Raw genomic sequence first — 21,559 nt, 5'->3', positions numbered from 1 at the left:
GGTCCACTCTATGCCCCACGCAAGCCGCCCAAGCCCTACAAGAACGCGGCCCGAAAGCCGCACCTGGTGACATCAGACCTGCCTATCCAATAACCAACAAAAAGGCGAACCCATGTCAGGCAAATTCAAGAAACAGTTATCGCTGCTGGACCTCACCTTCATCGGCCTCGGCGCCATTTTCGGCTCCGGTTGGCTGTTCGCCGCCAGCCACGTTTCGGCCATCGCCGGCCCGGCCGGCATCCTATCCTGGTTCCTCGGCGGCTTCGCCGTGCTGCTGCTGGGCATCGTGTACTGCGAACTGGGCGCCGCCCTGCCCCGCGCCGGTGGCGTGGTGCGCTACCCGGTGTACTCGCACGGCCCGCTGCTGGGCTACCTGATGGGCTTCATCACCCTGATCGCCTTCTCCAGCCTGATCGCCATCGAGGTGGTCGCTTCACGCCAATATGCTGCCGCCTGGTTTCCCGAACTGACCAAGGCCGGCTCCAGTGACCCCACCGTGCTTGGCTGGCTGGTGCAGTTCGCCTTGCTGGGGCTGTTCTTCTTCCTCAACTACCGCAGCGTGAAAACCTTTGCCAAGGCCAACAACCTGATCAGCGTGTTCAAGTTCATCGTGCCGCTGCTGGTGATCGGCGTGCTGTTCACCTTCTTCAAGCCGCAGAACTTCACCGTGCAAGGCTTTGCCCCCTTCGGTTTGTCTGGCGTGGAGATGGCCGTATCGGCCGGTGGCATCATCTTCGCCTACCTGGGCCTGACACCGATCATTTCGGTGGCCAGCGAAGTGAAGAACCCACAGCGCACCATCCCGATTGCGCTGATCCTGTCGGTGCTGCTGTCCACCGCCATCTACGCCTTGCTGCAACTGGCCTTCCTCGGCAGCGTACCCACCGAAATGCTGGCCAACGGCTGGGCCAGCGTAACCAAGGAACTGGCCCTGCCCTACCGTGATATCGCCCTGGCACTGGGGGTGGGCTGGCTGGCGTACCTGGTGGTGGCCGACGCCGTGATCTCGCCCAGTGGCTGCGGCAACATCTACATGAACGCCACCCCACGGGTGATCTATGGCTGGGCGCAAACCGGCACCTTCTTCCGCTACTTCACCCGTATCGACGCCGAGTCCGGCATCCCGCGCCCGGCGCTGTGGCTGACCTTTGCGCTGTCGGTGTTCTGGACCCTGCCCTTCCCGTCGTGGGAGGCGCTGATCAACGTGGTGTCCGCAGCCCTGGTGCTGAGCTATGCCGTGGCCCCGGTCAGTGTCGCCGCGCTGCGCCGCAACGCCCCCGAGATACCGCGCCCGTTCCGGGTCAAGGGCATGGCGGTGCTGGGCCCCCTGTCGTTCATCATCGCCGCACTGATCGTGTACTGGTCGGGCTGGAATACCGTGTCCTGGCTGCTGGCCCTGCAAATCGTGATGTTCGTGCTGTACCTGGTGTGCAAACGCTTCGTACCGACCCAGCACCTGACCCTGGCCCAGCAAGTGCGCAGCTCGGCGTGGCTGATCGGCTTCTACGCGGTGACCATCCTGCTGTCCTGGCTGGGCAGCTTCGGCGGCCTGGGCGTGCTTGGCCACCCATTCGACACGGTGGCGGTGGCTGTCAGTGCGCTGGGCATCTACTACTGGGGTGCCGCTACCGGTGTGCCTGCCCACCTAGTACGCCTGGAAGGCGAGGACGAAAGTGAAGCCAGCCAAGTGCCGCTGGCAGGCCAACGCCAGGCCGCGCTGGCTGGGTGAAGGCTACTGGCCCTATCGCCGGCAAGCCAGCTCCCACAGGGGAGGCGCATGCAATAGCAATACCCCAGAGGCCAATGCAATACCTGTGGGAGCTGGCTTGCCGGCGATGAGGCCAGCCTATACAGCACAAGACCCTGCAGATCAAAGAATGGACGAGCCCATGAAACAGATTCACGTCATCGACTCCCACACCGGCGGCGAACCTACCCGCCTGGTGATGAAAGGCTTCCCGCAACTGCATGGCCGCAGCATGGCCGAGCAGCGCGACGAACTGCGCGAGCTGCACGACCCGTGGCGCCGCGCCTGCCTGCTGGAGCCACGCGGCAACGATGTGCTGGTGGGCGCGCTGTACTGCCCGCCAGTGTCTGCCGACGCCACCTGCGGGGTGATCTTCTTCAACAACGCCGGTTACCTGAACATGTGCGGCCACGGCACCATCGGCCTGGTCGCTTCGCTGCAGCACCTGGGCCTGATCGCACCCGGCGTGCACAAGATCGACACCCCGGTCGGCCAGGTCAGCGCCACCTTGCATGAAGACGGCGCCGTCACTGTCGCCAACGTGCCCGCCTACCGCTACCGCCAGCACGTGGCGGTGGACGTACCCGGGCATGGCGTGGTGCATGGCGACATCGCCTGGGGTGGCAACTGGTTCTTCCTGGTTGCCGAACACCGCCAGCGCATTGAACTGGATAACCGCGAGGCCCTGACCGCGTACACCTGGGCCATGCTCAACGCCCTGCAAGCGCAAGGCATTACCGGCGAGCACGGCGCGCCCATCGACCACGTCGAGCTGTTTGCCGACGACGCCAACGCCGACAGCCGCAACTTCGTGATGTGCCCCGGCAAGGCCTACGACCGCTCGCCCTGCGGCACCGGCACCAGCGCCAAGCTGGCCTGCCTGGCGGCCGACGGCAAGCTGGCCGAGGGCCAGACCTGGGTGCAGGCCAGCATCACCGGCAGCCAGTTCCAGGGCCACTACCAGCGCGACGGCGAGCGGATTCGCCCGTTCATCACCGGCCGCGCCTACATGACCGCCGACAGCACCCTGCTGATCGACGAACAGGACCCATTCGCCTGGGGCATCTGAGCCCCGCCTTTTGACCCACCCGAATTTCGCCAGGAGTAACTTGCATGAACAACAACATCTTCACCGGCACCATGCCCGCCCTGATGACCCCGTGCACCGCCGAGCGCAAGCCGGACTTCGACGCGCTGGTGCGCAAAGGCCGTGAACTGATCGATGCCGGCATGAGCGCCGTGGTGTACTGCGGCTCGATGGGCGACTGGCCGCTGCTGACCGAGGCCCAGCGCCAGGAAGGCGTGGCACGCCTGGTGGGCGCCGGCATCCCGACCATCGTCGGCACTGGCGCGGTGAACACCCGCGAGGCGGTGGCGCATGCCGCCCACGCCGCCAAGGTTGGCGCCGCCGGGCTGATGGTCATCCCCCGCATGCTTAGCCGCGGCGCCTCGCTGATCGCGCAAAAACACCACTTCTCGGCCATTCTCGCCGCGGCACCGAAGCTGCCGGCCGTGATCTACAACAGCCCCTACTACGGCTTTGCCACCCGCGCCGACCTGTTCTTCGAACTGCGCAGCGCATACCCCAACCTGATCGGTTTCAAGGAGTTCGGCGGTGGCGCCGACCTGCGCTACGCCGCCGAACACATCACCTCCAAGGACGACGACGTGACCCTGATGGTCGGCGTCGATACCCAGGTGGTGCATGGCTTCGTCAACTGCAACGCCACCGGTGCCATCACCGGCATCGGCAACGCCCTGCCGCGTGAAGTGCTGCAACTGGTAAGCCTGAGCAAGCAGGCGGCCAAGGGCGACGCCCGCGCCCGCCGCCTGGCGCGTGAGCTGGAAGCGGCGTTGGCGGTGCTGTCGTCGTTCGATGAAGGCTGCGACCTGGTGCTGTACTACAAGCATTTGATGGTGCTCAACGGCGATCGCGAGTACAGCCTGCATTTCAACGAGACCGACGCCCTGACCGACGCCCAGCGCAACTATGCCGAGCAGCAGTACGCCCTGTTCCGCACCTGGTACGCCAGCTGGTCTGCCGAGCAGAACCTGGCCTGACGTGTAGCCTGCGCGGTCTCTTGTAGGAGCGGGCGTGCCCGCGAACACCGGCGCAGCCGGTGCCAGACACCGCGTCGCCTGCTTCGCGGGCACGCCCGCTCCCACAATGAATCGCGCAGGCTTTTCAAATCCCCAAGGAGGCTCCATGACCCTTACAGGCAACCTGCTGATCGGCCACACCCCGGTAACCGGCAGCCGCGCGGCGATCCACGCCGTCAACCCGGCAACCGGCCAGGCGCTGGAACCACCCTACTTCGGCGGTAGCGGCGAACAGGTGGCCCAAGCGTGCGCCCTGGCCTGGGCGGCGTTCGATGCCTACCGCGAAACCACGCTCGAACAACGGGCCCACTTTCTCGAAACCATCGCCGCGCAGATCGAAGCGCTGGGCGATGCCCTGATCGACCGGGCCGTGGCCGAAACCGGCCTGCCCAAGGCGCGCATCCAGGGCGAACGCGGCCGTACCTGCACCCAGCTGCGCACCTTCGCCCGTGTGGTGCGCGCCGGTGAATGGCTGGATGTGCGCATCGACGAAGCCCAGCCCGAACGCCAGCCGCTGCCGCGCAGCGACCTGCGCCAGCGCCAGGTCGCCTTGGGGCCGGTGGCCGTGTTCGGCGCCAGCAACTTCCCCTTGGCCTTCTCGGTGGCCGGCGGTGACACCGCCTCGGCATTGGCTGCAGGCTGCCCGGTCGTGGTCAAGGCCCACAGCGCGCACCCCGGCACCAGCGAACTGGTCGGCCGGGCCCTGGCGCAGGCGGCGCAACAGTGCGGCTTGCCAGAAGGCGTGTTCTCGCTGCTGTACGGCGCCGGCCAAGAAGTCGGCATTGCGCTGGTCAGCGACCCGCGCATCCAGGCGGTTGGCTTCACCGGCTCGCGCAGCGGTGGCATGGCGCTGCGCCAGGCTGCCCAGGCACGCCCGCAGCCGATCCCGGTGTATGCCGAAATGAGTTCGATCAACCCGGTGTTCCTGTGCAACGCGGCCCTGCAGGCCCGCGGCGAAGCACTGGCGCAAGGCTTTGTCGCGTCGCTGACCCAGGGCGCCGGCCAGTTCTGCACCAACCCGGGCCTGGTGATCGCCCGCCAAGGCCCGGCCTTGCAGCGTTTCATCAGTGCGGCCAGCCACCACCTGCAACAGGCGGCCGCGCAAACCATGCTCACCCCGGGCATTTTCAGTGCGTACCAGGCCGGCGTCGCGGCCCTGGCGGAAAACGCCAATGCCCAGCCTGCTGCCAGCGGCCAGGGCGGTACCGGCCCTAACCAGTGCCAGGCGCAGCTGTTCGTCACCCAGGCCGAGGCCTTCCTTGCCGACCCGGCGTTGCAAGGCGAGGTGTTCGGCGCGGCCTCGTTGCTGGTCGCCTGCAGCAGCGATGAGCAAATGCGCCAGGTTGCCGAGCACCTGGAGGGCCAATTGACCGCCACCCTGCACTTGGACGAAGCCGACATCGGCAGCGCCCGCGCCCTGCTGCCCACCTTGGAACGCAAGGCCGGGCGGCTGTTGGTCAACGGCTGGCCGACCGGGGTCGAGGTGTGTGACGCAATGGTGCATGGCGGCCCGTTCCCGGCCACCACCGATGCGCGCACCACTTCGGTGGGTACAGCGGCGATCCTGCGTTTCCTGCGCCCAGTGTGCTACCAGGACTTCCCCGATGCGCTGCTGCCACAGGCCCTGCAACAGGCCAACCCGCTGCAACTGCGGCGCCGGCTGGACGGTAAACGGGAAGACTGAGCATGCACCAAACCGCTGAAACCGACATCGCCGTGGTGGGCGCCGGCATCGTCGGCGTCGCCTGCGCCCTGCAACTGGCCCGTCAGGGCCGCCGGGTCACCCTGCTCGACCGCCAGGCGCCCGGCCATGGCGCCTCGTTCGGCAATGCCGGGCACCTGGCGACCGAGCAAGTGTTCCCGATTGCCGACCTGTCGATCCTCAAGCGCCTGCCACGCATGCTGCTCGACCCCATGGGCCCGCTGCGGCTGGACTGGAAGTACCTGCCCAAGGCCATGCCGTGGTTCACCCGGCTGCTGCTTAACCTGCGCCCGGCGCCGTTCCAGCGCAGCGTGGCCGGCATTCGCCGGTTGAACGAAGCCAGCCTGGGGGCCTGGCAACAGCTGCTGGGCTCGATCGGGCGCAGCGAGCTGTTTCACGCAGCGGGCTCGCTGCTGGTGTTCGAGCGCCCCGAATCACGGCAGGCGCTGGCGGCGTTGCAGGCGCGCCTGCAACAGCAGGCCGTGCCCGTGGATTACTGGTCGGCACACGCCGTACGCGCAGCCGCGCCCCAGTTGAGCGAGTCGTTGCTTGGCGGGTTGTTTTTCCCCAACACCGGGCATTTCATCGACCCCTACCGGGTGGTCTGCGCGTTGTTCGAGGCGGCCAAGGCCAGCGGCGTGCGCTTTGTACAAGCGCAGGTAGAGGGTGGCCACCTGCACAGCGGCGGGGTCAGCCTGGCCAGCGCCCAGGGCACGTTCAACGCCCGCCAGGTGCTGCTCAGCTGCGGTGCGCATTCGGCACGGCTCACCGCTGCCCTGACCGGCAAACGGGTGCCGCTGGACACCGAGCGTGGCTACCACCTGATGCTGCCTGGCGAACACCAGCGCCTGCCCTTTGCGGTCACTTCGCTGGAGCGCAAGTTCATCATGACCCCCATGGCCGAAGGCCTGCGCCTGGCCGGCACGGTGGAGTTCGCCGGGCTGGAGGCGCCGCCGAGCATGCAGCGGGCGTGGCAGTTGCACCGCTTGAGCAAAGGTTTGTTTCAGCAGGACCTGAGTGTTGAAGGCGCCACGCCGTGGATGGGCTTTCGGCCTTCGCTGCCCGATTCACTGCCGGTGATCGACCGTGTGTGTGACGGGCGGGTGCTGTTGGCGTTCGGGCACCAACACCTGGGGTTGACCCAGGCGGCGGTCACGGCGCAATGGGTGGGGCGTTTGGCTGAGCGGGCTGGCGGGGCCGAGCTGGCGGCTTACCGGCTAGGCCGTTTTTAGGCCCGGGGGGCCGCTGGGCGGCCCAGCCGCCACGCAGCCCGCACAGAGCGTGTCTCAGCGATAACGCTCAAGCCAGTGCGCATAAGGCGCTGGCAAGGTCCAGGAGGCTTTTTCCCCCCCCAGCTCCTTGGCCGCAAAGTAGGCCCAGTGCGGGTCGGCCAGGTGCGCGCGGCCTACCGACACCAGGTCCAGCTGGTTGGCCTGCAATGCCGCTTCGGCCAGCTGCGGGGTACCGAAACCCCACGCCGACGTCACCGGCAGCTTGGCTTCACGGCGCACACGCTCGGCAATCGGCCCCATGAACGCCGGGCCCCATGGGATGTTGGTATCAGGGATGGTAAAGCCGACACTCACGCTCAGCAGGTCCAGGCCGCCAGCCTTGAACCGCCGCGCCAACTCGATCGACTCTTCCAGGGTCTGCTCATCACGGCCGTCGTACTCCAACACGCCAAAACGCGCCGTCAGCGGCAGGTTTTCTGGCCACACTTCACGTACTGCCGCCAGGGTTTCCAGCAGGAAGCGGCTGCGGTTGTCGAAACTGCCACCGTAGGCATCGGTACGCTTGTTGGAGTGCTCGGAGAAGAAGCTCTGCCCCAGGTAGCCGTGGGCAAAGTGCAGCTCGATCCACTCGAAGCCGGCATCGCGTGCACGGCGGGCGGCATCGACGAAGTCCTGCTTGACCCGGGCGATGTCGTCCAGGGTCATGGCACGCGGCACTTTTGGCAGGTGTGCGCCAAAGGCAATGGCCGACGGGGCAATGGTTTCCCAGCCGCGGGCATCGTCGGCGGCAATATGGTCGTCACCTTCCCAGGGCCGGTTGGCGCTGGCCTTGCGCCCGGCGTGGGCGATCTGGATGCCCGGTACCGAACCTGCTGCCTTGATCGCCTGTACCACCGGTACGAACGCCTGGGCATGGGCGTCGCTCCAGATGCCGGCGCAGCCGGGGGTAATGCGCCCCTCCGGTGCCACCGCCGTGGCTTCGACCACCAGCAAGCCGGCACCGCCCCGGGCCATGCCGGCCAGGTGCACATGGTGCCAGTCGTTGATCATGCCGTCCTCGGCCATGTACTGGCACATCGGCGGAATGGCGATGCGGTTGCGCAGGGTGACGTCCTTGAGGGTGTAAGGTTGGAACAACGCGGACATGGGAAACTCCCGGGCTATATGGATACGATTGTTCGATCATAATCGAACTATGGCAATAATGGAAACCCCCGGTATCATGTGCAGCATGCGAGCCTATAAACATCCCAACCCTGAAGACCTGGTGCTGGAGCGCCTGCTGTACGCCCTGAGCGACCCCGTGCGCATGGGCATCGTGCGCCAGCTGGCCGGTGTGGCCGAAGCCACGTGCGGCGAACTAGACGGCGGCCGGCCCAAGTCGAGCATGTCCCACCACTTTCGCGTCTTGCGTGATGCGGGGTTGGTGCATACCCGCAATGTGGGCACAACCCATATGAATTCGCTGCGCAGCGAAATGCTGGAGGCCCGCTTCCCGGGGTTGCTGGCGTGCATTCTGCGCCAGCAGTAATACCTGCCCTGCGCCGCAAACAGCCCCGAACAGGCAACAAAAAAGCCACGAGGTCACCCCCGTGGCTTTCGGTCACAACCCGGCGGCCAATTACAGCGCCATGTCGTTCTCTGGCTTGCTTTCAACCGGTTGGCTTGGCGCAACGGTGGTACCGACGCTGGCGTCGATCACCGGTGGCTTCTCCAGTTGCAGTACTTCAGCGGTGTAGTTCCACTCTTTCTGGGTGGCCGCTGCCGAATCATTGAGCTTGGTGCCGTAGCTCGGAACGATCTGCTTGATCTTGGCCTGCCACTCTGGGGTAGCGACCTTCTCCTTGAACACGGTTTCCAGCACGTTGAGCATGATCGGCGCAGCGGTCGAAGCACCTGGCGAGGCACCCAGCAGGCCTGCGATGGTGCGGTCTTCGGAGGCCACCACTTCGGTACCCAGCTTCAGCACACCGCCCTTCTCGGCATCACGCTTGATGATCTGCACGCGCTGGCCGGCCTGCCACAGTTTCCAGTCTTCCTTCTTGGCGTTCGGGAAGTAGGTGCGCAGGGCTTCGAAGCGGTCGTCGTCAGACAGCATCAGCTGGCCAGCGAGGTACTCCACCAGCGGGTACTGCTCGATACCGACTTTGGTCATCGGCCACACGTTGTGGGGGGTGGTGGTGCTCAGCAGGTCCAGGTACGAACCGTTCTTCAGGAACTTGGTGGAGAAGGTGGCGAACGGGCCAAACAGGACCACGCGCTTGCCGTCCAGCACGCGGGTGTCCAGGTGCGGTACCGACATGGGTGGCGCGCCGGTCGAAGCAATACCGTAGGCCTTGGCCATGTGCTGCATGGCCACGGTCGGGTTCTCGGTGACCAGGAACGAGCCACCCACCGGGAAGCCTGCGTATTCCTTGGCTTCTGGAATGCCCGACTTCTGCAGCAGCTTCAGGGCACCACCGCCGGCACCGATGAACAGGAACTTGGCGTCGGTGGCCGACTCGGTACCGTCCTTCAGGTTCTTGTACTCGACGTGCCAGGAGCCGTCCTTGTTGCGGGTGATGTCCTGCACTTCGCTGGACAGCTTCAGGTCGAAGCCTTTCTGGGTTTGCAGGTGGCCAACGAACTGGCGGGTGATCTCGCCGAAGTTCACGTCGGTGCCGATTGGCGTCCAGGTCACGGCCAGCTTCTGGTTCGGGTCGCGGCCTTCCATCATCAGCGGGACCCACTTGGCGATCTGCGCGTGGTCCTCGGAGTACTGCATCGGGCGGAACAGCGGGCTGGCCTGCAGCGCGTCGTAACGCTTCTTCAGGAACTTGATGTTGTCATCGCCCCAGACGAAGCTCATGTGCGGGGTGGTGTTGATGAACGAATGCGGGTTCTTCAGCACGCCCTGGCGAACCTGCCACGACCAGAACTGACGGGAAATCTGGAAGGCCTCGTTGATTTCGATGGCCTTGGAGATATTGATGTTGCCGTCTTTGTCTTCCGGGGTGTAGTTCAGCTCGGCCAGCGCCGAGTGGCCGGTACCGGCGTTGTTCCAGCCGTTGGAGCTTTCCTCGGCCACGCCGTCCAGGCGCTCGACCATTTCCATCGACCAGCTTGGCTCCAGCTCGTGCAGCCACACGGCCAGGGTGGAGCTCATGATGCCGCCGCCGACCAGCAGTACGTCGACTTTCTTGGTTTCTGCGGCGTGCGCTTGCATGCAGCTTGCAGCGACAGCCAGACCCAGCAAGGTCTTGCCAGCTTTCTTGAACATTGATCAATTCCAGTCATAAGAACAGAGGGAGGGCCTGTGGCTGGCCCAAGTAAAGCGTGTTCTTCAGCGCAGGCTTGTTATTGATCATTGTTCAGCAGCTAGAGAACGAGAAAACGACCCTGCCTTTTGTCGAATTGACTGACTTGGCTGAATCGTTTTGCCGATTGTACTTGAAATGCCTGCACAAACAAATTGCAGCCCTTTACGTCAAGGCGGCAGGTTGTCCCATGGCGCGCAGGCAAAACATCTTGCCGATTGCAGTATTGCGCCGACAGCCCTACTATTGCGATCATTTCTCATTCGCACCCTTTCGCGCTCGCGCCGGATGCCGCCGTGGTTTCGATACCCGAGTTGAATCACCCGCTTCATCGCCTGTACCACAGCCATTCGCGCTGGCTGCTCGGCTTTTTGTACCGCCGGCTGGGTTGCCACTGCGATGCCGCCGACCTGGTTCAGGACACCTTCGTGCGGATGCTCAAACGCCCGCTGCCGCAGGGTGGCGAGCGTGGCCAGCGCTCGTACCTGGCGACCATCGCCCGCGGCCTGTGCGTGGACCACTGGCGCCGGCAGAAGCTGGAGCACGCCTGGTTACAGTACCTGGCCCTGCAGCCCGAGGCCGTGCAGCCCTCCCCCGAACAACGCGCGATCATCGTCGAAACCCTGCACGAGGTGGATGCCATGCTGCTGCGCTTGCCGGGCAAGGTGCGCCAGGCGTTCCTGCTGGCGCAGATAGACGGCCTGGCCTACCGCGACATTGCCGCCCACCTGGGCGTGAGCGAACGCATGATCAAGAAGTACCTGGCCCAGGCGTTTCTGCACTGCGCCATTCTGGAAGCCGAACTTGACGGCTTGCTGGTGGAGTAACGCCATGACCGCACCCGCGCACACGCTCAGCCACACCAGCCTGCAGCAGGCCGCCCACTGGTACGTGCAATTGCAGGACGAACATGCCACCCCTCAGTTGCACCAGCAATGGCTGCACTGGCTGCAGCAGCACAGCGACCATCAGGCGGCCTGGCACTATGTGCAGCGGGTGGGCCAGCGCTTTGCCCCACTACAGGGCGAAGGGGTGGCGGCCAGCCAGGCATTGCGCCAGCAGGACGCGCGCCGCTTCAGCCGGCGCAGCGGGCTCAAGTCGCTGCTGGTGCTGGGCGCGGGCTCGCTGCTCGGCTGGCGGGCCTGGCAAGGCGCACCCCTGGCGGGTTGGGGGGCAGACCTGGCCACTGGCATCGGTGAAATCCGCGAAACCCGCCTGGCCGATGGCAGCCAACTGTGGCTGGCCGCACAAAGTGCCGTGGACCTGCAGTTCACCCCGCGCAGCCGGGTGTTGGCGCTGCGCTTCGGCGAACTGCTGGTGGAAACGGCCCACGACCCACGCCGGCCGTTCTTCGTCGACACCGCGCAAGGGCGCATGCACGCCCTGGGTACGCGCTTTGCCGTGTGCCAGCAGGGCGACAACACCCGGCTGGCCGTGTACGCCGGCGCCGTGGAGGTGTGCACCGCGCTTGGCGGCGAACGCCGCACTGTGCAGGCCGGGCAGCAGGTGGCGTTCAATGCGCGGGGCGTGGGCGCTACCCGCGCGGCGCAAAGCGCAGGCGAGTCGTGGGTTCAGCACAGGCTGAACGCCGAAGGCATGCCCTTGGCGCATTTGCTGCAAACCCTTGGGCGCTACCGCCATGGGCACCTGGGCTGGCACCCGGAGGTGGCGACGTTGTCGGTGATGGGGGCGTTTCCGCTCAACGATACCGACCGGGCGCTGGAATTGCTGCAAGCGGCACTGCCGGTGCGGGTGCAGCGGCTGACGCCGTGGTGGGTCACAGTCGAGCCGGCTTGATACCTGAACACCTTTGAACCCAGCGCCTTGCATCGCGCTGGATTCTTCGCGGGCATGCCCGCTCCCACAGAGACAGCGTGAACGCGAAGCCGGCGCAGTACCTGTGGGAGCGGGCGAGCCCGCGAAGCAGGCGACGCGGTGTTCATCAGTTATGAAAATTAATGCCAAGCCAGTTCCCTTTTTCCAATCGCGTTCGGTTAACCCGGCATAGCCCGTCCAACTCACCTTACCGACTCCAGAGACCCGCATGCCGACGCCCTTCCAACCCATGCTTCGCCTGGCGCTTGCCGCGCCCCTTTCGCTGTGTGCCGCCGCACCGCTGATGTTGCCGGCCAACCTGGCCCATGCCGAACAGCCCGCCGAAACCCGCTTCGATATCGCCCCCGGCTCGCTGGCCAGCGCCCTCAACCAGTTCAGCAGCCAGGCCGGCATCTACCTGGCCGGCAGCAACGAGCTGGCCGCCGGCAAGCTCAGCCAGGGCCTGCAAGGCCGCTACAGCGTGGCCCAGGGCCTGGCCCGCCTGCTACAGGGCAGTGGCTTGCAAGCGGTTGCACAAGGCAACGCCGGCTATGTGCTGCAACCGCAGGCCGAGGGCAACGCCCTGCAACTGGACGCTACCGCGATCAATGCAGCCACCCTGCTGGTCAGCAACGGCCAGAGCGACACGGGTTACCGTGCGGTCGCCAGCAGCACGGCCAGCAAGACCAGCAGCGCCCTGGCCGATACCCCACGCTCTGTCTCGGTGGTGACCCGCCAGCGCCTGGACGACCAGCAGTCACAAACCCTCACCGAAGTGCTGGGCTATGTGCCGGGCATTTTCTCGCCGCCCTTCGCCGGCGGCGATGGCCAGGCCGGCGACCTGTTCTTCATCCGCGGCTTCAACGCTACCGATTACGGTTATGGCCTGCTGCGCGACGGCCTGCGGGTACAGGGCAACCGCTACGACACCAGCAGCGAACCCTATGGCCTGGAGCGGGTGGAAGTGTTCCGCGGGCCGACTTCGATCCTGTACGGTGAAAACGCCCCCGGCGGCGTGGTCAACCTGGTCAGCAAGCAGCCCACCGCCGAGCCCCGCGGGGAAGTGCAACTGAGCTACGGCTCGCACAACCGCCGCCAGCTGGGCGTGGACATTTCCGGGCCATTGACCGATGCGGGCAATGTACTGGGCCGCTTGGTGATGCTGGGCCGCAACGCCGACACCCAGGTCGACCACCAGCCCGACGACCGCCTGTACCTTGCCCCCTCGCTGACGCTGAATTTCGATGATGACAACAGCCTGACCGTGCTGGCCACCTATCAGCGCGACCGCACCCTGATGGAGCTGGGCTTCCCCGCCGCCGGTACCCTGCTGCACAACCCCAACGGCAAGATCGACAAGGACCAGTTGTCCGGCAACCCGGACTGGGACAACTTCGAGCGGGAAACCTGGAGCCTGGGTTACGCGTTCAGCCACCGCTTCAACGACACCTGGCAGTTCCGCCAGAACTCGCGCTACCTGCAGTCGCGCATCGACCGCCAGGAAATGTGGCCAGGCAACCTGAACGACAAGGGCTTCGGCAGTACCCTCGGCAACACGGCCTACGACCGCTATAACAAGTCCATCGCCTACTCGCTGGACAACCAGTTCGAAGGCCACTTCACCCCCGGCGCCTTCGACCACACCGTGCTGGCAGGGCTGAGCCTGGACCGCACCTCATTCAACCAGGACTGGAATGCCGGCAACGGCGGCACCATCAACGTATTCGCGCCGGTCTGGAACGGCAAGCCGAGTACGCCGTCGCCTGTGCAGAACGCCCTGCTGGAACAGACCATGTACGGCCTCTATAGCCAGCTGCAAACCAAGGTCGACCGGTGGGTGCTGCTGCTGGGCGGGCGCCTGGACCGGGTCAACAGCCAGTACCGCAACAAGGCAGGCACCCTCAACGCCGCGGCCGACATGAACAGCTGGGACAGCAAGTTCACCTGGCAAACCGGCGTGATGTACCAGTTCGACAATGGCCTGTCACCGTACGCCAGCTATGCCACCGCCTTCGCCCCGACCCAGCAGACCGAAAGCAGAAGCGGCCCACTCGACCCCACCACCAGCGAGCAGTACGAACTCGGCATCAAGTACGAACCCAAGGGCTGGAACACCGCCGTTACCGCATCGGTGTTCGACCTGCGCAAAAAGGACGATGTGCTCTACGACGCGGCCGTGGGTGACTACCGTCAGATCGGCGCCAGCCGCGCCAAGGGTGTGGAGCTTGAACTGAACAGCGACCTCAGCGAGCACGTCAATCTGACGGCCGCCTACACCTACACCGATTCGCGCATTACCAAGGACGTGGCTGGGTCGTTGTACGAAGACCACCAGATGACCGGCGTGCCGCGCAACCAGGCATCGGTATGGGGCACCTACCGCTGGCGTGACGGGCTGCTCAAGGGCCTGCAGCTTGGCGGCGGTGTGCGCCACTTCGACAGCACCTTCGCCTACACCCCGGCCAGCCTGTACGGCACGCTGGATACGGGTGACGTGACCTTGGTAGACGCCAAGGTAGGCTACGAGATAGACGACAACTGGTCGGTAGAGGTGAACGCGCGCAACCTGTTCGACAAAGAATACGTGGCAGGCTGCAATAACGCCGGGCGCTGCTACTGGGGTGAAGAGCGCACCTTGCTCGGCACCGTTTCGCTGCGCTGGTAACCCTTGCCCGGATAACAAAAACCCCCGGCCATTTGCATGACCGGGGGCATTGGATCACGCCGCAAGGGGCGCGATCAGGGTACCGCCAAGATTACTGCTGCTGAGGCAGTTTATCGATCGGGCCGCAGCCACCGATGATCTTGGAGATGGAAACCGAAGGGTGGAACAGGTAGTCGTAGGTGCAGTTTTTCGGTTGGTTGTAAACCTGGCCAGTGCAACCCGACAGCAGGGCAACACCCGAAACGACAGCAACGGCTACAGTGGCCTTGAACAGCTTTTTCATTACTAAGTCCTTTAAATGAAACATTTGCGGCCATCGTCTGATGGCGGCGGGATGATACAGAAACTGAGCATTGGATCCAAGTCGCAGGGTCTTAAATGCTCAGCCCTTCCCTATCAATCGGTTTCCAGCTGGTACGCCTTGCTCACGAACACTGCTGCGAACAGGCTCTTGCCTTCCTTGAAGGTGTAGGTTTCCTCGAACTGGCCGTCTTCGACCAGCTTCTGCCCGATGGCACATTCGGAGTCGCTGTGGTTCTTCGCCTTCGCGCCGAAATCACTGCTCCACGATGACAGCCCCACTTCCTGGCAGAATGCCGCGAACTTGGCCTTGGGAACCCGCTGCTGGTAATCGTTGAACGCCTGCTTGAGCGGCTTGAAGCCGCTGTAGCTCAAGGTGTAGTTCTCGACCTTGGCCTTGCGGGCAAAGCCGCTCACCGCCTCCGCCAGCACCGCCTGGCCGGAATACGCGCTGTAGGCGCCGATCACCATGGCACTCAGGGCGCTCTTGAGCTGGGTTTCAACATCGTCCAGCTCCGGCAGCGACTGGAACTCGGCCTTGCGCACGATCTCACCGACCTTGGAGCCGTCGTTGCGGTGGGTAACCACGAACTTCATCGAGCCTTCACCGTCGCTGGAGCGCTTGATGGTGAAGTCCAGGTCGACCGTGGTACCAAAGTCGCCGGTACTGCTGACCAGGAAGGCACCGGTCACCGGCTGGCGCACGGCCATGTTGCCCCCCCAGTTGAAACTCGACGGGGCGGCGCGCCCGTTGGCGAGCAGCTCGGCCCGTGGCTGGATCTCGTCGCTGACATCGGCCACCAACACCACCTCGGCGCCCTTGGTGGCCACGAACGGGTTGCCCATCTGCATGCCCAGCAACTGCACATGGATGCTGCCGTCCTTGCTGTCCCCGTCGTGCGCCAGTTTCAGCGCATCTGCCTTCAGGTACACGCCGGCCACATCGCGGCTGGCATTGAGCTGGTACTTGGCCCAACCGGCCAGGCCTTCCTCAGCCGAACTGCCCTGCACCGACTCCATCAGGCCTGACAGGCCGCGCATGAACTGCTGAGCCCCGTTGGTCTGTGCGGCGGCCACGCGGATCTCCGGGTCGGCCACGGTCAGGTTGCCGGAAAACGCCGAGTAGGAAATGTCGCCCTCGGACAAGACGTCTTCCAGGAAGTAGCGCTCCTTGAAGTCGTCGTAGTAGGCCATCGCAGCCTTCTTGCCCGAGCTGGAAAGCAGGGCATAGCCACCGCCGAGCACCAGCACCGCTGCGGCCACACCGCCCATCAGCAGCTGCTTCTTGTTCATCTGTTTGATCATGGTGTTTGCCTCACTGGACCATGGCGGAAGCGTTGTTCCAGTCGTTCACGTACTGTTGGGAGACCTCGGGGGTCCAGCTGAAATCGATGCCGGCGTTGGGGAATTCCTTGGCCAGTACGGCACCGAACGATACGCGGTCGGCACAGTGTTCCTGCTTGCAGGCCTCTGGCTCGCCGGCGCTGTAGGCGCGGTAGGTGGGCACCGCGCGGCCGTCGTCCAGCGGGTAGTAAGGCGTGGCGTTGGCCACTTGGGTTACGTACCAGCCCTCGCCGTATTCCTCGTCCGCGACCAGGCGGCCTTTGCTCGGGAAGTCGATGCTGTAGAAGTCGCCCTGCTTGCCGGTTACATGCACCATCATCGTCGCCACAGTGGCCGAGGTCGCCGGGTTCTGCTGCTCCAGTGGCGACGCGAAGCGCACCTTGATGCCGGCCATCTGCGCCAGCGCCTCGGTTTCACGCCCCTTGAACTCGCTCATGCCGTCCTGCAGCTGTTGGTAGCGCTCCAGCACTCGGGTGTGCACGCGCGCCAGTTCCTGCTGGCGCTGGCGCAGCTCGCGCTGGCGCTGCTGTTCACGCTGTACCGCCCAGTTGGCACCGTCGCGCACATCGAAGAACAGGCCTTGGCGGTTGATGCCGATGCGGTTGCGGGTGATCTTCTGCGCGTCATTGCCCCAAAGGCTGTTGGTGATGGCCGAGATGTTCTTGACGATCAACAGGGTGGCCACATCGGTGGTGGACGGCGAGGCGGTCTTGACCAGGTCGAAGATCTCCAGCGCGGCCTCCTTGTACTTGGCCGGGTCCAGGGCAAATGATTCGTCCGGGGTGACCGCCACGTAGTACGGGTCGCTGCCGAACGGGCGCAATACGCCATAGCTGGAACGGCTGAAGGTCAGGTACACCTTCATTTGCCGGCCGGGGATTTCACCCACCAGGAATGCGGCCTGGTCTGCGTCGGCAGTCAGGTAGGAAACCGCCTTGTCCTTCACTGCGGCCTCAAGGCGCTTGGTGAAGATCAGGCCACTGGGGTGGGCATAGACCTTGTCCCAGTTATCGCCACGATAGGTACCCACCGCTTTCCAGCTGATTCTGTCGAAGCTGCCTTGGCCAAAGCCGGAGGCCGGGCACGGCATGGCCGGGGTGGTGCCGAACGACAGGGTGTCGCCTGCACCGATGATCGATTTGCTCAGCACCCATTTGCAGCCGGCGCCGTCGGTTACCTGCATCAGGTTGGGGTTTGCCAGGACCACCGGGCGGCCAAAGTCCGAGCTGGGGGCTGCGGCCACTGCTGGGGCAGGGGCTGGGGCCGCCGCGGGTGGTGCAGCAGGGGCTTGGGCGGGCGCAGCAGGCGCTGGTTCTGCCGCTACGGCGGGCGCCGGTGCTGGTTGTGCCGGCGCGGGGACGGGTTCGGCAACTGCCGGGGCCTCTGCCGTGGCAGGTGCAGGGGCAGGTGCCTGCTCCGCTGCCGGAGCCGCCGCCGGTTCCGGTGCAGCAGGCGCCGGGGCGGCAACGGCAGGTGCAGCAGCCAGGGTCACCAGCCCCAGGTTGCTGGCATTGCCCGAGCCGCTGGCGTACAGCTTGCCGTTGCCATCGACTGCCTTCCAACTCACCTTGGCGGTCGAGCAGTCCTTGGCAAACACGAACGGCAGCTTGCTCAGCAGGCCCGTCAGCAGTTCCTGGTTATCCCAGGCTGGGCGGCTGATGGTCAGGTCGACCTGGGGTTTGCACCAGGTGCTGGCATCGCCAGGCACTTCGACCTTGATGTTGTCTTTCTTGGAATAGGCCAGCTCATGGGCGAACGCTTGCGGTACCAGACCACAAGCGCCGATCACAGCCAGCGCGAGCGCGTGCTTTTTCATGGAGTCCTCAGATCAGTTCCCAGGTGCCGTTGGCTTGTTTGCAGAAGGTGTTCTGCTCTTGTTCGGTCTTGCCGTTTTGCGCCTTCAGGCTGACGGTGACCGGGCGGCAGGCCGCTTCGGCGGCAACGGTCTGGGTGGGCAGCGACTGCAGCGAGTCCAGGTCGAAGGCTTGGGTTTCCTTGCTGGCGGCAACGTCCAGCTCGTCCAGGTTTACCGCCGGGGTCACCCGCTTGGCCACGGCCTGCGCCTTGGGCTCCACGTAGTCCTTGTGCACGTAGCCCACGGTCACCCCCTTGCGCCCGACCAGGATCCAGTCGCCGGTGGCGCCCACTGCGGTGAACTCAGTGTGGTTCTTCAGGCTGCCGACCTTCTCGCCAGAGGCGTTCGGCGCGGCGCGTACGTTCAGGTTGTCGCTGGTGGTCACGTACGGTTCGTTGATCAGCTTCATCGACGGCACGGCCTGGATCTTGGGCGCGCGCTTGACCTCGACCTGCTTGGTCTTGGTGTATTCCTTGCCCGGCACGATCTGCGCGCTGGCGCCAGAGTGGTCGGACTTCCAGGTCACGGGCTGGGCGCTGGCCGTAGCCTGCTGCTGGCTCAGTACTTCCTGGGTGCGCAGCGCCAGGGCCTGCTGGTCCTTCTCATCGAGCATATTGCCGATGCGGTTGCCGACGTAGGCGCCAATCCCGCCCGCGATCAGCGCGGCGGCAATCTTGCCGTTGCCACTGCCCAAGGTCGAACCGATGGCAACGCCAGCCAGGCCACCGATCACCGTGCCCGCTTGCTCTTTGCTGATCCCGAGCTGTGCACAGGCCGTGGTAGAAGCGATGGCGACCGCCAGAAGGGACGCGACGAATTTCTTACGCAAGTGGAGCACTCCATTGTCGATGGGGCGCACAGCCGCGTACCGCAGCCAATGGCAGGCGGCGGCAGGCGAAGGTGTGCGGGGATTTGAGAGGGGGCGCGGCACTGGTCGCGAGCGGCAATTCAGCCGCCCGGCGCGGGGCAAAAAGGAAGACCAGTACGGCGCGAAGCATCCAACGAATCCATGTCAGATAAAGTCATCGCCCAGCGCGCGTAATCATTACGGCGTTTGGCCTGGGCGTGAGTGGTGTAGTAGAGGGCCGCATTGTAGCCCAAGGTGCTATTGGCAGTTCAAGACAAAATGTTGCGGTCCTCAGCGTCGGCAGGACCGGCCCCTTCGCGGGCACGCCCGCTCCCACAGGTTTTCAGGTGCAGCACCGTCCCCTGTGGGAGCGGGCGTGCCCGCGAAGGGGCCAGCCCGGCAAACACGATTCCAGGGCAATAAAAACACTGCCCACCGACAACATCACAGAACCATTTTGCCTATGGCTGCCCTGACCCAAACCACCAAAACGACGAAGCCCCCGAAAACTTCAACGTTTTCGGGGGCTTCGGCTACTTCGCGTATGGCGGAGAGATAGGGATTTGAACCCTAGGTACTGTTGCCAGTACAACGGATTTCGAATCCGTTTTCGGCCTCATATTTTTTTGAGTAATTTTTTCAAAACCCAATAAAATCAGGCACTTCAACGCACGATGACGCAACATCACTCCACACCATTGGGGGGATCAATTCCCCCAGAATTCCCCCACGCTTTTCCTGTGGAAAACAGGCCAGGGGAAGTGCTATCGTTCGGCCACTTCGAGACGCTGGCCAGCTGACTACTGGCCACAACAAGCCAGTTGGGCCGCCGCGCCACCCTCGCTGGAAAAACCCGTAGCTGGGAAACAGGGAATATGCGGCGAAGTCTGAACCTCCTCGCCAACTGCTACATGAGACCTGGAGAAACAGCTAGAGGAGGGCGCCCCATGGGTGTTTTGAATCAGGCTGGTTCAGCAGCTTTACCTAAACGTCTCACGGCGTTTGGTGGCGTAGTCTGGGGTCTCTGCACCTACGGGCTCGACCCGGTGACCGCTGTTGTGCTGGGTCTCATCGCCGCTATCGTTTTAGCGAAAGTGTAAAGCTAGGCCGCCTGACGCGTGCGATTCGGGCGGCCGGAACTACCCCTCCTTTTTATCTAGATTGCAGGAAGCAATGGATATCCTCAACATTGTCGGGCTTTGCCTGAACATGATTGGCGTCGTTCTCATTTTCTTCTGGGCTCTACCTCAAAGCTTCGCTGATGCCGAAACCGGCCGCGGCTTAGAGGATGGGACAGTTATCAACGGAAAAACGGTCGGGCAACTGAGAGAAGAAGCAGAACACCAAAAGGCACTTGCAAAGAAAATTGCGTGGGCAGCCTTGAGCTTGATGTTTGCCGGCTTTCTCTGCCAGCTCATTGCCGCTGTATGGCCTCACTTGCATGCGTGGATTGCAGCCTCGATCTGCCGTGCGTAACCGATCCTCTGCCGCCTCTCTGCCAGCAGCGCTCTGACCTTTACCTCCAAGCTATCGCTCTTGCGCAGGCCAGCAGCAGCCCACGACGGCACCGCGACCTCCGGCGCCTGGCACGGCACCTGCACCGGCACCTCAACGCGCACGTACTGCACCTGCGGCTCGGCCCGGCTGCCGCACCCAGCCAGCGCCAGCACGCACACAATCAACGGCATCCTCATAACCCAAGCTCCTTGTCGATGATAGAGGCGGCCGCTGCGCACTGGTCACCACCTGTGCGCTCCTGCTGTAGCCGGTTCGCCGCGGAGTAGTCCAGATCTGCGCTGGCCTTGGCTTCGCTTACTGCTTGCTCGGCGGCGGCCTGGCGGGCATTCGCCGCCAGCACCAGGTCGCCCAGGGCCTTGCCCTGCTCCGTTGCCAGGCCGGCGAGGTTGTCGCGCGCTGCGGTGCACGCTGCCACCCGGTCCTGCGCCTCGTCGAGAGCCGGCCGTAAGTGGCCAGTGGTGGCCCAGGCGCCCACCACCATTCCGAACAGGATCAGCAGGCCGGCGCCAGCGGCTCGCAGCAACCAGGCATTCACGCCAGCGCCCTCCGCACGCCCTCGTCGATCACCTGGTCGCTGTACGGGTTGCTGCCGTTCTCGTGCACGATGATGCCCACGACGGTCTCGCGCAGCACGCGGGGGTTGCTGATGTCGATCGAGTCGCGCACGCCGACACCGAGGCGCTTGGCGATGGCCTGGGCGTAGGCTGTGGTGTTGTTCTCGGTCGAAGGCGCCCAGCGGCTGATGAATTCGATGGGGGTGTCGATGCCCGGCTTGCCAACCCCGGGCATGCCGTCCTTGCCACGGTAGTTCAGTAGCAGCTTGCCCAGGGCGCGGATGCCGTTCTCAGCTTCGTCGAAGCGGGCAAAGCGTGGCTTGGCCACTCCCTCCTCCAGGCCTAGCTGGCCCCGCCAGTCGTTGCGGGGGTTGAAATCGATGTTGCCGGGGTTCCGGTTGCGGATGCCGCGAGGTGTGGACATGCTGTTCTCCAGGCGAAAAAAAGCCCGCGCTGGGCGGGCATTGGGTGGTTGCGAACGCCGTCAGGCAGCAGACGCCTCAGGCTCTGGTGCTGGCTCTGCCGGATCTTTTGCGCTGATGGAGACTTTGGCGGTGTAGTCCTTCAGCACCTGGGCGACACAG

At 64.5% G+C, this 21,559-nt stretch carries 19 protein-coding genes and 1 tRNA gene; 11 read left to right on the top strand and 9 right to left on the bottom strand.

Going from position 1 to position 21,559, the window contains the following annotated elements; translation table 11 throughout:
- The first annotated feature begins 112 nt into the window (after positions 1 to 112).
- From APH30_RS16960 to APH30_RS16940, 5 genes are all read left to right on the top strand, one after another.
- Complete coding sequence (locus APH30_RS16960; RefSeq protein WP_054913216.1) at positions 113 to 1,729, top strand: APC family permease; 1,617 nt, start codon at positions 113 to 115, stop codon at positions 1,727 to 1,729.
- Positions 1,730 to 1,889: 160 nt separating this feature from the next.
- Positions 1,890 to 2,816, top strand: coding sequence for a 4-hydroxyproline epimerase (locus APH30_RS16955; RefSeq protein ID WP_054913215.1), 927 nt, complete (start codon positions 1,890 to 1,892; stop codon positions 2,814 to 2,816).
- Between the two features lie 44 nt (positions 2,817 to 2,860).
- Complete coding sequence (locus APH30_RS16950) at positions 2,861 to 3,808, top strand: dihydrodipicolinate synthase family protein (RefSeq protein ID WP_054913214.1); 948 nt, start codon at positions 2,861 to 2,863, stop codon at positions 3,806 to 3,808.
- A 145-nt stretch (positions 3,809 to 3,953) separates the two neighbouring features.
- Positions 3,954 to 5,531: an aldehyde dehydrogenase (NADP(+)) gene (locus tag APH30_RS16945; protein ID WP_054913213.1), complete on the top strand. Its 1,578-nt coding sequence runs from the start codon at positions 3,954 to 3,956 to the stop codon at positions 5,529 to 5,531.
- A 2-nt stretch (positions 5,532 to 5,533) separates the two neighbouring features.
- Positions 5,534 to 6,781, top strand: coding sequence for an FAD-binding oxidoreductase (locus APH30_RS16940; RefSeq protein WP_054913212.1), 1,248 nt, complete (start codon positions 5,534 to 5,536; stop codon positions 6,779 to 6,781).
- Between the two features lie 54 nt (positions 6,782 to 6,835).
- On the opposite strand, the gene xenA is transcribed toward APH30_RS16940, so the two are convergent.
- Positions 6,836 to 7,927: a xenobiotic reductase XenA gene (gene xenA, locus APH30_RS16935; RefSeq protein WP_054913211.1), complete on the bottom strand. Its 1,092-nt coding sequence runs from the start codon at positions 7,925 to 7,927 to the stop codon at positions 6,836 to 6,838.
- Positions 7,928 to 7,976: 49 nt separating this feature from the next.
- Between xenA and APH30_RS16930 the strand changes: the two genes are divergently transcribed.
- A complete protein-coding gene (locus tag APH30_RS16930; RefSeq protein WP_029886571.1) occupies positions 7,977 to 8,312 on the top strand; it encodes a helix-turn-helix transcriptional regulator in 336 nt (111 codons plus the stop codon).
- A 90-nt stretch (positions 8,313 to 8,402) separates the two neighbouring features.
- Here APH30_RS16930 and mqo read toward each other — a convergent pair whose 3' ends face one another.
- Positions 8,403 to 10,040 (bottom strand): malate dehydrogenase (quinone), encoded by a 1,638-nt coding sequence (gene mqo / locus APH30_RS16925; RefSeq protein WP_009681756.1) that lies wholly within the window; start codon positions 10,038 to 10,040, stop codon positions 8,403 to 8,405.
- A gap of 333 nt (positions 10,041 to 10,373) precedes the next feature.
- Here mqo and APH30_RS16920 point away from each other — a divergent pair, with 333 nt between their 5' ends.
- The 3 genes from APH30_RS16920 to APH30_RS16910 all read left to right on the top strand — a co-directional run bounded on the left by APH30_RS16920 (position 10,374) and on the right by APH30_RS16910 (position 14,557).
- Positions 10,374 to 10,904 carry a sigma-70 family RNA polymerase sigma factor gene (locus APH30_RS16920; RefSeq protein ID WP_054913210.1) on the top strand — a complete coding sequence of 177 codons (531 nt, stop codon included), beginning with the start codon at positions 10,374 to 10,376 and terminating at the stop codon, positions 10,902 to 10,904.
- Positions 10,905 to 10,908: 4 nt separating this feature from the next.
- Positions 10,909 to 11,874 (top strand): FecR domain-containing protein, encoded by a 966-nt coding sequence (locus tag APH30_RS16915; protein ID WP_054913209.1) that lies wholly within the window; start codon positions 10,909 to 10,911, stop codon positions 11,872 to 11,874.
- 247 nt (positions 11,875 to 12,121) lie between these two features.
- Positions 12,122 to 14,557: a TonB-dependent siderophore receptor gene (locus tag APH30_RS16910; RefSeq protein WP_054913208.1), complete on the top strand. Its 2,436-nt coding sequence runs from the start codon at positions 12,122 to 12,124 to the stop codon at positions 14,555 to 14,557.
- Positions 14,558 to 14,648: 91 nt separating this feature from the next.
- Here APH30_RS16910 and APH30_RS16905 read toward each other — a convergent pair whose 3' ends face one another.
- The 5 genes from APH30_RS16905 to APH30_RS28810 form a co-directional block, all read right to left on the bottom strand.
- Positions 14,649 to 14,840 carry a YhfL family protein gene (locus APH30_RS16905; protein WP_003254720.1) on the bottom strand — a complete coding sequence of 64 codons (192 nt, stop codon included), beginning with the start codon at positions 14,838 to 14,840 and terminating at the stop codon, positions 14,649 to 14,651.
- A 113-nt stretch (positions 14,841 to 14,953) separates the two neighbouring features.
- Positions 14,954 to 16,162: a hypothetical protein gene (locus tag APH30_RS16900; protein ID WP_054913207.1), complete on the bottom strand. Its 1,209-nt coding sequence runs from the start codon at positions 16,160 to 16,162 to the stop codon at positions 14,954 to 14,956.
- Positions 16,163 to 16,172: 10 nt separating this feature from the next.
- Complete coding sequence (locus APH30_RS16895) at positions 16,173 to 18,017, bottom strand: hypothetical protein (protein ID WP_054913206.1); 1,845 nt, start codon at positions 18,015 to 18,017, stop codon at positions 16,173 to 16,175.
- A 7-nt stretch (positions 18,018 to 18,024) separates the two neighbouring features.
- Positions 18,025 to 18,885: an SH3 domain-containing protein gene (locus APH30_RS16890; protein ID WP_009681801.1), complete on the bottom strand. Its 861-nt coding sequence runs from the start codon at positions 18,883 to 18,885 to the stop codon at positions 18,025 to 18,027.
- A gap of 563 nt (positions 18,886 to 19,448) precedes the next feature.
- Positions 19,449 to 19,595, bottom strand: a tRNA-OTHER gene (locus APH30_RS28810).
- A gap of 255 nt (positions 19,596 to 19,850) precedes the next feature.
- Here APH30_RS28810 and APH30_RS28805 point away from each other — a divergent pair.
- Both APH30_RS28805 and APH30_RS28800 read left to right on the top strand, forming a co-directional pair.
- Positions 19,851 to 20,003, top strand: a complete 153-nt coding sequence (locus APH30_RS28805; protein WP_156326527.1) for a hypothetical protein — start codon at positions 19,851 to 19,853, stop codon at positions 20,001 to 20,003.
- Positions 20,004 to 20,076: 73 nt separating this feature from the next.
- Positions 20,077 to 20,379 (top strand): hypothetical protein, encoded by a 303-nt coding sequence (locus tag APH30_RS28800; protein ID WP_156326525.1) that lies wholly within the window; start codon positions 20,077 to 20,079, stop codon positions 20,377 to 20,379.
- Positions 20,380 to 20,593: 214 nt separating this feature from the next.
- Here APH30_RS28800 and APH30_RS16880 read toward each other — a convergent pair whose 3' ends face one another.
- Complete coding sequence (locus APH30_RS16880; protein ID WP_054913204.1) at positions 20,594 to 20,956, bottom strand: hypothetical protein; 363 nt, start codon at positions 20,954 to 20,956, stop codon at positions 20,594 to 20,596.
- Positions 20,953 to 21,399 (bottom strand): structural protein P5, encoded by a 447-nt coding sequence (locus APH30_RS16875; RefSeq protein WP_054913203.1) that lies wholly within the window; start codon positions 21,397 to 21,399, stop codon positions 20,953 to 20,955. Before APH30_RS16875 ends, APH30_RS16880 begins: the two co-directional genes overlap by 4 nt.
- Positions 21,400 to 21,559 lie beyond the last annotated feature (160 nt).

Source organism: Pseudomonas sp. NBRC 111127 (assembly GCF_001320345.1).
In the GTDB taxonomy this organism is placed as follows: Bacteria; Pseudomonadota; Gammaproteobacteria; order Pseudomonadales; family Pseudomonadaceae; genus Aquipseudomonas; species Aquipseudomonas juntendi.
The sequence above is the reverse complement of the archived record's forward strand: the minus strand, read 5'-3'. Positions and strand labels throughout refer to the sequence as shown.